Raw genomic sequence first — 12,065 nt, 5'->3', positions numbered from 1 at the left:
GCGGTGAGCAATCACCGCCTTTTTTTGTTCCGACTGTGGCGCGCGGACACGCATCCACATGCCTATTGCGCAAACGCAAACCTTAGCTCCCGCGCGCCTGTAAAACTCCCTTGCAGGCCACTTGGCCAAACCCACGCCACAGGAGTGTCAGATGATGCCAACCCGCAGTCCCTTCCCTGCCTTGCGCCTGCTGTGCGCAGCCTTGCTCGGTGTTTATGGCCATGCGGCCATGGCGCAGGACACCGACACAGCCGGCACGCCCGCCATGCAAAGAGTCGAAGTCACCGGCTCCTCCATCAAGCGCCTCGTCGCGGAAACGGCGACGCCCTTGTCCATTTTCAAGGCCGAGGATTTCGCCAGACAGGGCTTGACGACGGCCCAGGAAGTGCTGGGCAGGATCCCCGCGAACGCATCGAGCATGGGCAGCGGCAATGCCGTCGGCGGCAATACCAGCGGCTTGCCCACGGGCGGCCAGGCCAGCGCCGACTTGCGCGGACTGGGCGGCGACAAGACCCTGGTGCTGCTCAATGGCCGGCGCATCGCCAACCATCCGTATGACGGCGCCAGCGTCGACCTGAACATCATTCCCATCGCCGCCCTGGAAAGAGTCGAAGTGCTGCGCGACGGCGCCTCGGCCATCTACGGCACGGACGCCATCGGCGGCGTCATCAATTTCATCACGAAGCGCTCCGTCAACGTCACGAATATCACCGCCGAGGTCGTCGCCCCCCAGCACAAGGGCGGCGACGAGCACCGCCTCAACCTGTCGACGGGCTTTGGCGAGCTCGACACGGATGGCTACAATATTTTTGGCGTGCTCGACTATCACAAGCAAGAAGTGCTGACCTCGCAGGACCGCGCTTTCTCGGCCACCGGCATCATCCCCTCGCGCGGCCTGTCCATTACCAGCGGCACGACCTTCCCCGGCAATTACTTCGATGCGGCCGCCAACGGCGGCAAGGGCCTGGCCGGCAATCCCTCCGCGGCCAGCGGCTGCCTGCCGCCGCTGTCGGTGCCGGCCGTGCCGGCGAACGGCACTTGCCGCCAGGATTACACGCGCCAGATCGACGACCTGCCGGCGCAGGAACAGCTGGCCTTCTTCGGCAAGGGCGCCTTCAAGCTGGGCGGCGGCCACCTGGCCACGGTGGAATACCTGCATTCGGAAAACAAGGTGAAGGCACGCACGGCGCCGCCGCCGCAAATTGGCTTGATCTTGCCCAATACCAGCAAATACTATCCGGGCAATGCGGGCGGCGTGCCGGCCCAGCCGGGACTGTCGGGACAGCCGCTGAGCGTCAACTGGCGTCCCGTCGAGGCGGGTCAGCGGCAGATCGACTCCAGCGGCAAAGCCGACCGCCTGGTGCTGGCGCTGGAAGGCGAGCTGGCGGGCTGGGATTACAAGACGGGGCTGAGCCATGCGATCAGCAAGTCGTCGGAGAAATTTACCAACGGCTACGTGCAGGATGCGGGCTTTGCCGCTGGCGTGCTCAATGGCATCCTGAACCCGTTTGGCGTGCAGGATGCCCCCGGCAAGGCTTACCTCGACAGCACAGCCCTGCGCGGCGAAGTGCAGAACGCCAGGGTCACCACGACGGGCTTCGACATCAAGGGCAGCCGCGAACTGATGCAACTGGCCGGCGGCCCGCTGGCCATCGCTCTCGGCGGTGAACTACGGCGTGAAAAAGCCGACTTCAATGTCAACCGCGATATCGCCAGCCAGGCCACCAGTTCCGGCCTGTCCGGTTCGCTGTCGAAAAGCGGCTCGCGCACCATCCAGGCCGTCTTCGGCGAAGTCAACTTGCCGCTGATCAAGGACCTGGAAGTGCAGCTGGCCGCCCGCTTCGACCATTACAGCGACGTGGGCAGCACCACCAATCCCAAGCTGGCCCTGCGCTACCAGGCCAGCAGCACGCTGGTCCTGCGCGGTTCGGCCAGCACGGGTTTCCGCGCACCGACCTTGTTTGAAAAGAACGCGCCGCCATCGAAAAACGACACCAATGATTCCTACAATGACCCCATCCTGTGCCCGGGCGGCGTAGCCCAGCCGGGTGCCAATCCGCTGCGCGACTGCGACTTGCAGCAATTCAAGCTGCAAGGCGGCAATGCAAAGCTGAAGCCGGAAAAATCCACCACGTTTGCCTTTGGCCTGGTGCTCGAACCGGTCAAGGAAATCACGGTCGCCGTCGACTACTGGAACATCCACCTGAAAGACAAAATTTCCTCGTTGCCAGAGCAATCCATCTATGGCAACTACGAGAAATACAAGGCCTTGTTCCTGCGCAATCCCGATGGCTCGCCGTTCGCCATTCTCGACCTGAACGACAACCTCGGTGAAGTGAAAACCGACGGCATCGACGTGAGCCTGAATGCGCGCCTGGGACGCAGCGCCTACGGCGATTTCAGCGTGTCGGTGGACGGCACCTGGACCCACAAGTACGACTACCAGAACGAGCGCGGCGGCAAATTCATTGCCAACGTGGGCCGCTATGCGGACAACAATCCCGTCTTCCGCTGGAAACACACGGCGGCGCTGAACTGGCGCAAGGGCAACTGGGGCGCCACCCTGTCGCAATCGTTCAAGTCCGGCTATACGGACCAGAACAATGTTGCCGATCAATACAAGCACGATGTGCCGTCCTACAGCCTGCTTGGCATATCGGGCAGTTATGCGTGGAAGGGCTTGCTGCTCACGGCTGGCGTCAAAAACCTGCTGGACAAGGAACCGCCGTTTTCGAACCAGGGCACGATGTTCCAGAAAGGCTATGACCCGCGCTATACGGACCCGATAGGGCGCGCGTATTACCTGCGTGGCAGCTATACGTTTTAAGGGGAATTTTCAGCGCGATAGATAAAACAGGCAGCGCTGGCAACAGCGTGCCAGCAATAGAAAAAGCGGCGCCGTCAGCGATGATGTGCGCCGTTTTATTTTACCCATCTGAGCACGCCTGACAAGGGTTCACGATACTTTATTACTGAAGGATTATAAAAAAAACAGGAAAATGTTGCATTTCATCCAAAAAGTCTGCGCGAAATTGACAATCTGAATCGTGAATGTTTTGATGAGGTCCCTGAAAATTTACAGAATTTTCATTGGTGGATTTTCAAAAAGGCAAATAAATTGTTGGTAAGCAACAAGTTATTTCAAAATAATTGCCGCCTTTATCACAATAACAAGGAATTTCAGATGATGATAGAAAATGTAATGTCGCGCTCCTTGCGCCTGATGTTTGCTGGCAGTATTGCCCTGGGCATGCATGCAGCGTATGCGCAAGAAACAACAGATGGCACCATGCAACGCGTGGAAGTCACGGGTTCGAGCATCAAGCGCATCGCTTCCGAAGCATCGCTGCCGGTGCAGTCGTTCAATCAGAAAGACATCAAGAAAACGGGCGTCACCACGGTGACCGATTTCATTCAGCAAATTCCTGCGATGCAGGGCTTCTCCGTGGCCGCCGATTCGGTTGGCGGCGGCGGCGGCGGCGTCACCACGGCCTCGATCCACGATATCGGCGCAGCCTACACGCTGGTGCTGCTGAACGGCCGCCGTGTGGCGCCATCCAATTCCGGCACCACCATCGACCTGAACTCGATCCCCCTGTCGGCCATCGAGCGCGTGGAAGTGCTGACCGACGGCGCCTCGGCCCTGTATGGCGCCGACGCCATCGCCGGCGTGGTCAACTTCATCCTGAAAAAAGGTGCGGCGCCGCTGGAAATCAACGCCAAGTACTCGCGTCCTGAAGAAAAAGGCGGCGCCAGCAACTCGATTTCGATCAGCAAGGGCTTCGGCGACATCGACGACGATGGCTATAGCATCTTCGTGTCGGCCAGCCATGACGAACAAAAATCGCTGAAAGCATCGCAGCGCAGCTTCGCGAAAAGCGGCATCATCAATTTCAACGATCCGAAGACCGGCAAGGCGCTGCAATTCATCAACGGTTCCTCGCGTTCAGCCCCGGGCAATGCGGCTGTCGATTACAACCGTACCGATCCGCTGACGGGCGCCGTGGTCATCAATCCGAAGACCGGCACGCCCTTCGTCGATAGCGTCAACCTGAACCCGTACGCATTGGCCCATGGCGGCAAATGCGCCGCCAGCAACATGGATTTCTATGGCGACGGCAATTGCTATTTCGATTCGCCATCGACCATCGAAATCAATCCCGAATCGAAGCGCGACGCCATCTTCAGCTCAGGTACCGTCAAACTGGGCAAGACCGGCTTCCAGGGTTTCTATGACCTTGCTTACACCGAAGCACGCGTCATCGCCAGCATTGCGCCGTATCCGGCCGATTTCTCCGTCGATGTCGGCTCACCGCTGTTCAACAAATACCTGGCGCCGAACCTGACGCCAACGCAATTGGCCAACGCCACGGGCGCCGTCGCCAAGTACCGCCTGTCGGAAATGGGCAACCGCGTCTACGACTATGGCACCAAAGCCACCCATATCGTCGCCGGCGTCGATGGCAATGCATTCGGCTGGGATATCAACTCGGCTGTAACGTACTCGAAAAACAAGCAAACGCAGACCTATGTCAGCGGTTTCCCGCTGGCCGACAAGTTCGACGCGCAAATCGCCGCCGGCAATATCGACCCGTTCGCCTACCCGGTCGGTTCCATGCCGGACGCCATGCGCCAGGCACTGCTGGGCACGGGCTTCAGCGGCACCTACAACACGCAAACCGTGGAAATGAAGGGCATCGATGGCCGCGCTTCGCGTCCCGTGTTCTCGCTGCCAGGCGGCACCGCCATGCTGGGCGTGGGCGCCGACTACCGCAACACTTCGTACAAGGTGCAGCAGGCGGACGTGGCCAAGCAGGCGCAAATCCTGTTTGACAATGCACAGGTCGACAGCGAATACGCACGCGACAACGCTGGCGCCTATGCCGAACTGATGCTGCCAATTTCGAAAAAACTGGAAATGACCGGCTCGCTGCGTTATGACCAGATCGGCGCCATCGATAACAAGCTGACGGGCAAGACGGTAGGCAAGAAAGAAAACGCCACCACCTGGAAAATCAGCGGCAAGTATTCCGCGACCAAGAGCCTGATGTTCCGCGCCGCTGCCGGCACGGGCTTCCGCGCCGCCAGCATGCAGGAAATCGCCGGCCCGCTGGAAGACTTTGGCGTCACGGGTGGTAACTACCAATGCCCGCTGACGGCAGCGAACGGCATGGGCGGCCATCCGCTGGCCAGCTATTGCGAAGGCGTGGGACGCCAGCAGTTCGAAGCCGTTCAAATTGGCAATCCTGAGCTGAAGCCGGAAACGTCGAAGCAATGGAGCATCGGCACCGTCTTCGAACCGATCGACAGCCTGTCGATGTCGTTCGACCTGTGGAACGTGCAGATCAACGACCAGGCGACTGTCGTTCCCGAAGGCTTGATCTTCAACAATCCGGCCAAGTACGCCGACCGCTACACCCTCAAGCACATCGGCTCGACGGGCAAAGACGTGCTGGCCATCAAACTGCTGCCTATCAACATCGGCAAGGTGGAAAACCGCGGTATCGACTACGACTTCACCCACAAGATGAAGCTGCTGGACGGCCGCCTGACGACCCGCCTGATGGGTACCTACCTGCTGCGCTCGCGCTACACGACGCCAGGCACCAATGATCAATGGGAAACCAGCTTGAATCGCTACGGCTCGAACGACAAGGTCAGCTTCCGCAACATCATCCGCGCCACCAGCACGTATGAGACGGCCAAGTTCACGCATACGCTGAGCGCCAGCTACCGCAATGGCTACACGGACAAGGAACAGACGGCCGATGATTGCGCCGTGATCGTCGCCGGCAGCCCTGGCGAATGCTATGGCATCCAGCTGGAAGTGCCGAGCTACACCACCTTCGACTTCCAGACGGCTTATCGTCCGCTGAAGAACGTGGAAATCACGGGCGGCATCCTGAACCTGTTCGACCGCGATCCGCCGTTCACCCTGCGTAACACGGGTTCGCATCAAGTGGGCTACAACCCATCGTACTCGAGCGCCCTGGGCCGCCAGTTCTACCTGAGCGGTTCCTACAAGTTCTAAGCTCAGCGTGAGCTGAAAACTGAAAAAGCCCGGAAAGCTTAGCTTTCCGGGCTTTTTTTCATGCTGCGCGCCACGTCATTTCATTCCTTGTCGCCCTGCAGGCGGCGCTGCTTGACGGCTTGCGCCAGGTTTTCCAGCACGGCCACGCTGGCGCTCCAGTCGATGCAGCCATCCGTGACGGATTGGCCATAGATCAATTCCTTGCCCGGGATCAGATCCTGGCGCCCCGCCACCAGATGCGATTCCACCATCACGCCAACGATGCGGCTGTCGCCGCCGGCCACCTGGCTGGCGATGTCGGCGCACACGGGGATCTGGTTTTCCGGTTTTTTTGAGCTGTTCGCATGCGAGGCGTCGATCATCAGGCGCGCCGCCAGGCCTTGCGCGGCGATGGCCTTGCAGGCCTCGTCCACGCTGGCCGCGTCATAGTTTGGCGTCTTGCCACCGCGCAGAATGATGTGGCAATCCTCGTTGCCGTTGGTCGAGACGATGGCCGAGTGGCCACCCTTCGTGACGGAAAGGAAATGGTGCGGCTGCGAGGCGGCCTTGATGGCTTCCACGGCGATTTTCACATTGCCGTCCGTGCCATTCTTGAAGCCGACCGGGCACGACAGTCCCGAGGCCAGCTCGCGGTGCACCTGCGACTCCGTGGTGCGCGCGCCGATGGCGCCCCAACTGATCAGGTCGGCGATGTATTGCGGGCTGATGACGTCGAGGAATTCCGTGCCAGCCGGCAAGCCCAGCTCATTGATATCACGCAACAGTTCGCGCGCCATGCGCAAGCCGTCGTTGATGCGGAAGCTGTTGTCCATGTACGGGTCGTTGATCAGCCCCTTCCAGCCCACCGTGGTGCGTGGCTTCTCGAAGTAGACGCGCATGACGATTTCCAGTTCACCGGCGAAACGCGCACGCTCCTTGACCAGCAGGCGCGCATATTCCATCGCCGCCTTGGTATCGTGGATGGAGCAAGGCCCGATCACCACCATCAGGCGGTCATCCTGGCCGTGCAGGATACGGTGCAAGGCGACACGGGAGTCGGCGGCGGTCTGACCGGCCAGCTCCGAGCAGGCAAATTCGCGGATCAGGTGGGACGGCGGAGTCAATTCCTTCATTTCGCGAATGCGCAAATCATCGGTGCGGGGCATCATTTTCTCCAAAATTTAAGGATGAGTAAAACATCTGGGTAAAAAAAAACCGCCATCAGTGGCGGTTTTTTAGAATTTGCTGGGATCTCGTTTGTTGCTGCTACGTGAACCGACCGCTACTCCACCGCCTTTGGGTTGGAATTGCTAAAGTAAAAATAAGCGGTAAAAAAGTGGCGAGCGAACATGCGAGTCATCCGTAAGTGATGAACGACTATAAACCTAAATTGCAGGGGTTGGCAAGCATATTTGTTGGCAAAGCCGCATGCCGCTGCCGTTTTAGACGGCAAAGCGCGTAAAAAAGCATAAAAAGTTGCGCACCGTCAGACCGGCATGGTCAGTCCCGTCCAGTGCTGAGCCCGTCGTGGCGCGCACACCACACAACGCCCATTGCGGCGACGGCAAGCGACACACTACTGATCAAGATCTAATCCCGGGCAGACCGGACGGACAAGACTCAAGGACGCATCGACGACCTTTGATTGCCTGACCTTTCCGGAGAACAAAATGAGCCCTACACCCTTGTTTCAGCCCGCTGTATTTTCGCCACCACGCCTGGGCCTGGCACTGGCCAGTGCACTGCTGAGTCTACCCGTCCTGGCACAGGACAATGCCGCACCCGCGCCCCTGCAGCGCGTGGAAATCACCGGTTCGAACATCCGCCGCGCCCAGGCTGAAACAGCCTCAGCCGTGCAAACCCTGAATGCAGCCGATATCGAGAAATCGGGCAAGGCCAGCGTGGCCGAACTGCTGCAAACCCTGGCCGTCGACAACCAGGGCTCGGTTCCTACCAGCTTCAGCGGCGGCTTTGCCGCCGGCGCGTCGGGCATTTCGCTGCGCGGCCTGGGCACCGCGTCGACCCTGGTCTTGCTGAACGGGCGCCGCGTGGCGCCTTACGGCCTGGCCGATGACGGCCAGAAGGTGTTTGCCGACCTGAACATCATCCCCCTGGAAGCGGTGGAACGGGTGGAAATCCTCAAGGATGGCGCCTCGGCCATCTACGGCTCGGACGCCATCGCCGGCGTCGTCAACGTCATCCTGCGGCGCGATTACCAGGGCACGGCCGTAAAGGGCAATTACGGCAAGACGAAAGACTGGGACGGGCGCGAGGCGCGCGCGTCCATCACGCACGGTTTCGGCGACATCGACACGGACCGCTACAACGTGCTGCTGAACCTGGAATACAGCGAAAAAGGGGCGATCTGGAACCGCGACCGGGGCGGACGGGGCGCCGTCGGCCGCAGCGACTTGCGCGACCTGGGCTTCAGCGCACAGGAAACCCTCAGCGGCGCGGGCGCCATCACCACCAACAACGCGGCCGGCAGCGCCGTCAACGGCAATGTGCGCAACCCTGATACGCTCGACTACTACAACCGCGGCAACCTGGGCGGCGAGGGCTTTACGCGCACCTTCCCCGGCGCCGCCTGCGGCAACTTCACAAACCACCCGCAGGGCGATCCGGGCGGCGGCTGCCTGACCGATGCGGCGCAGCAATATGGCCAGATCCAGCCCAGGCAAAAGAACATCAATTTCTTCGGCCGGGGCGCCTGGCAGCTGACGCCAGCGTTGCAAACATATGCCGAATTGAATCTGTATCACAGCGAATCGAACTCGGCCACCACGCCCTCGACCATCAGCGGCTCGGTCGGCTACCCTGGCGGTCCCGTCAGTAATGCGGGCGTGGCGCTGGGTGCCGACCATCCGGACAACCCGTATTTCGGCACGGCAGCAAGGCTGCGCTACCTGGCGGCCGATGTCGGCCCCCGCCTGTCGGAAGTGCGCTCCACCTTTACGCGCTTCGTGGCTGGCATCAAGGGCAGCGTGGCAGGCTGGGATATCGACAGCGCCTTGCTGTACTCGCAAAACAAGGTGTCGAATGACCTGAACGGCTACCTGCAGCGCGACGTGGCCTTTGCCCTGCTCAACCCCACTGCCGCCAATGTGGCGGCGGCCAGCCTGAACCCGGCCTATGCGGCCCTGCCGGCGGGCAGCCTGTGGCGCATCGCGGAAAACGCGGGCCTCAACTCGCCCGCACTGTACGCGGCCCTGTCGCCGCGCATTTCCAGCAACGCCAAAACACATATCGCGCAGATCGACTTCAAGGCCAGCCGCGAGATAGGCAAGCTCGATGGCGGCGGCCTGGACGTGGCCGTGGGTGCCGAATTCCGCCACGAAGCGACGGAACTCAAGCCCACCACGGGCACGGAGCGGGGCAATATCATCGGCCTCGGTTATTCCGCCTACAAGGGCAGCCGCAACGCCTCGGCCATCTATGCCGAAGTGCTGGCGCCCGTGCTGAAAAGCGTGGAACTATCGGGTGCCCTGCGCGCCGACCATTTCACCGACGTGGGCAATTCCTACACGCCGAAAGTGGGCATAAAATGGACTCCCGTGCGCGAACTGGCCCTGCGCGGCACCTTTGCCAAGGGCTTCCGCGCGCCCAGCGCGGCGGAAAACGGCGTCGGTGGCCTGGCCGCGTTTTCTACCGCCAGCGACCCGCTGCGCTGCGCGCTGGGTGTAGAGGTCGCGTGCGACCCGGCCTCCATCGCCGTCATCACCTCGCCCAATCCCCAGCTGTCGCCAGAGCGTTCGCGCAGCTATTCCGTGGGTGCCGTGTGGGACCCGCTGCCGCGCAGCAGCATTTCCGTCGATCTGTGGCAAATCCGCCGCAAGAATGAGATCAACCAGGAACAGACGGACACGGCGATTGCGCAGGGCCACGTGGCGCGCGACCCGTCCACGGCCAGCAACCAGCCCGGCGATCCGGGTGCCATCACGGCCGTGCTGGCCAGCTATGTCAATTCCGCGCAAACGACGGTGCGCGGCATCGATATCGACGCGCGCCAGCGCTTCAACCTGGGCGGCGACTATGGCAACCTGGTGTTCGACCTGAAGTGGACGCATCTGTACAAATGGCTGCGCACGGAGCAGGACGGCACGCAGCGCGATTTCGCCGGCACGCACGGCAATTGCGATGTCTCCAACTGCATGGGCACGCCCGCTGACAGGGTCAACCTGAGCGCGACCTGGGAGCGTCAGAACTGGCGCGTCTCGGCCAATGTCAACTACCGCGCGCCGCTCGACAATATCAGCTTCAAGAACGATCCGGATGGCTGCGCCACGCATTTCGCCGATGGCACCGATGCGCCGCGCGGCTGCCGCATCGCCTCGTTCACGACGGTGGACCTGACGGCCCGCTGGCTGGCCACGCCCAAACTGGAAGTGTTTGCAACGGTGCAAAATCTGTTCGACAAGATCGCCCCGCTCGATCCGCTCACGTATGGCGCCACGGGCTACAACCCGCTCGACTATGCGGGTGCGGCGGGACGTTTCTTCAGTGCCGGGCTGAAGTACAAATTCTGAGGATTAAGCCAACAGCAAATGCCGGGGTCTGAAATAGGGGCAGACCTCGGCAATCAGGCCGTGCCACCGACGGTAATGCCATCGAGACGCAAGGTCGGTTGGCCCACGCCCACGGGCACGCTTTGCCCCTCCTTGCCGCACACGCCCACGCCCGAGTCCAGGCGCATGTCGTTGCCGATCATGGAAACGCGGTTGAGCACGTCCGGACCATTGCCGATCAGGGTCGCCCCTTTGACCGGATAGCTGAGCTTGCCGTTTTCGATCATGTACGCTTCGCTGGCCGAGAAGACGAACTTGCCGTTGGTAATGTCGACCTGGCCGCCGCCGAAGTTGACGGCATACAAACCATTTTTCACGGAAGCGAGAATTTCACCCGGGTCCTTGTCGCCACCGAGCATATACGTGTTCGTCATGCGCGGCATGGGCAGGTGGGCGAACGACTCGCGGCGCGCATTGCCCGTCACGGGCATCTTCATCAGGCGCGCATTCATGGTGTCCTGAATGTAACCCTTGAGGATGCCGTCCTCGATCAGGGTCGTGCACTGCGTCGGATTGCCTTCGTCATCGATATTGAGCGAACCGCGGCGGCCAGCCAGGGTGCCGTCATCGACCACCGTGACGCCCTTGGCCGCCACGCGCTCGCCGATGCACCCGGAAAACGCGGACGAGCCCTTGCGGTTGAAATCGCCTTCCAGGCCATGGCCGATCGCTTCGTGCAGCAGGATGCCGGGCCAGCCCGGTCCCAGCACGATGGTCATGGGGCCGGCGGGCGCGGGGCGCGCTTCCAGATTCACGAGGGCCGAATTGACGGCATCCGTCGCGTATTGTTCCAGCACGGCATCGCTGAAATAGTCATAGCTGAAACGCCCGCCGCCACCGGCCGAGCCCGTTTCGCGGCGGCCATTCTGTTCCGCGATGACGGTGAGCGAGACGCGCACCAGCGGGCGGATGTCGGCCGCCAGCACGCCGTCGCTGCGCAGCACCAGCACCACGTCGTATTCGCCGGCCAGGCCCGCCATCACTTGCACGACTCTGGGGTCTTTCGCCCGCGCCATCTTTTCCACGCGCTCCAGCAATTGCACCTTGGCCGTGGCGTCCAGCGAGGCGAGCGGATCGTTGGGCAGGTACAGCGAACGCCCACCCTGCGCAAGCATCTGGCCCGCGATCTTGACTCTGCCTGCACCGGCGCGCGCGATGGTGCGCGTGGCCGCCGCCGCTTCCAGCAGGGCCCGCTCGGAAATGTCGTCGGAATACGCAAAGGCCGTCTTGTCGCCGGACACGGCGCGCACGCCCACGCCCTGGTCGATGGAAAAGCTGCCCGTCTTGACGATGCCCTCTTCCAGACTCCAGCCTTCGCTCTTGGTCGACTGGAAATACAGGTCGGCATAGTCGACCTTGTGCGTAAACATCGTGCCCAGGGCTTTGAGCAGCTTGTCTTCATCGAGGCCAAACGGCGTGAGCAGGATATCGCGTGCCACGGCCAGGCTGGACAGATTGGGTTCAAATGGGATCATGGCTCTTTCTCACAA

At 61.4% G+C, this 12,065-nt stretch carries 5 protein-coding genes; 3 read left to right on the top strand and 2 right to left on the bottom strand.

Annotated features, from left to right (window positions below; all coding sequences use genetic code 11):
- The first annotated feature begins 151 nt into the window (after positions 1–151).
- Together CLU91_RS21745 and CLU91_RS21740 are read left to right on the top strand one after the other, a co-directional pair.
- A complete protein-coding gene (locus CLU91_RS21745; RefSeq protein ID WP_232730832.1) occupies positions 152–2,827 on the top strand; it encodes a TonB-dependent receptor in 2,676 nt (891 codons plus the stop codon).
- A 357-nt stretch (positions 2,828–3,184) separates the two neighbouring features.
- Positions 3,185–6,031, top strand: a complete 2,847-nt coding sequence (locus CLU91_RS21740) for a TonB-dependent receptor (RefSeq protein ID WP_100875783.1) — start codon at positions 3,185–3,187, stop codon at positions 6,029–6,031.
- An 80-nt stretch (positions 6,032–6,111) separates the two neighbouring features.
- Here CLU91_RS21740 and aroG read toward each other — a convergent pair whose 3' ends face one another.
- Complete coding sequence (gene aroG / locus CLU91_RS21735) at positions 6,112–7,176, bottom strand: 3-deoxy-7-phosphoheptulonate synthase AroG (RefSeq protein WP_100876856.1); 1,065 nt, start codon at positions 7,174–7,176, stop codon at positions 6,112–6,114.
- 504 nt (positions 7,177–7,680) lie between these two features.
- On the opposite strand from aroG, the gene CLU91_RS21730 reads away from it, so the two are divergent.
- Positions 7,681–10,536 carry a TonB-dependent receptor gene (locus tag CLU91_RS21730; RefSeq protein ID WP_100875782.1) on the top strand — a complete coding sequence of 952 codons (2,856 nt, stop codon included), beginning with the start codon at positions 7,681–7,683 and terminating at the stop codon, positions 10,534–10,536.
- Between the two features lie 53 nt (positions 10,537–10,589).
- Here CLU91_RS21730 and tldD read toward each other — a convergent pair whose 3' ends face one another.
- Positions 10,590–12,050, bottom strand: a complete 1,461-nt coding sequence (gene tldD / locus CLU91_RS21725; RefSeq protein WP_100875781.1) for a metalloprotease TldD — start codon at positions 12,048–12,050, stop codon at positions 10,590–10,592.
- Positions 12,051–12,065 lie beyond the last annotated feature (15 nt).

Source organism: Janthinobacterium sp. 64 (assembly GCF_002813325.1).
GTDB lineage: Bacteria > Pseudomonadota > Gammaproteobacteria > Burkholderiales > Burkholderiaceae_D > Janthinobacterium.
The sequence above is the reverse complement of the archived record's forward strand: the minus strand, read 5'-3'. Positions and strand labels throughout refer to the sequence as shown.

Excerpts from the sequence above, each read along its gene's own strand:
- CLU91_RS21745 (WP_232730832.1), top strand. The coding sequence starts at position 152 with ATGATGCCAACCCGCAGTCCCTTCCCTGCCTTGCGCCTGCTGTGCGCA.
- CLU91_RS21740 (WP_100875783.1), top strand. The coding sequence starts at position 3,185 with ATGATGATAGAAAATGTAATGTCGCGCTCCTTGCGCCTGATGTTTGCT.
- aroG (WP_100876856.1), bottom strand. The coding sequence starts at position 7,176 with ATGCCCCGCACCGATGATTTGCGCATTCGCGAAATGAAGGAATTGACT.
- CLU91_RS21730 (WP_100875782.1), top strand. The coding sequence starts at position 7,681 with ATGAGCCCTACACCCTTGTTTCAGCCCGCTGTATTTTCGCCACCACGC.
- tldD (WP_100875781.1), bottom strand. The coding sequence starts at position 12,050 with ATGATCCCATTTGAACCCAATCTGTCCAGCCTGGCCGTGGCACGCGAT.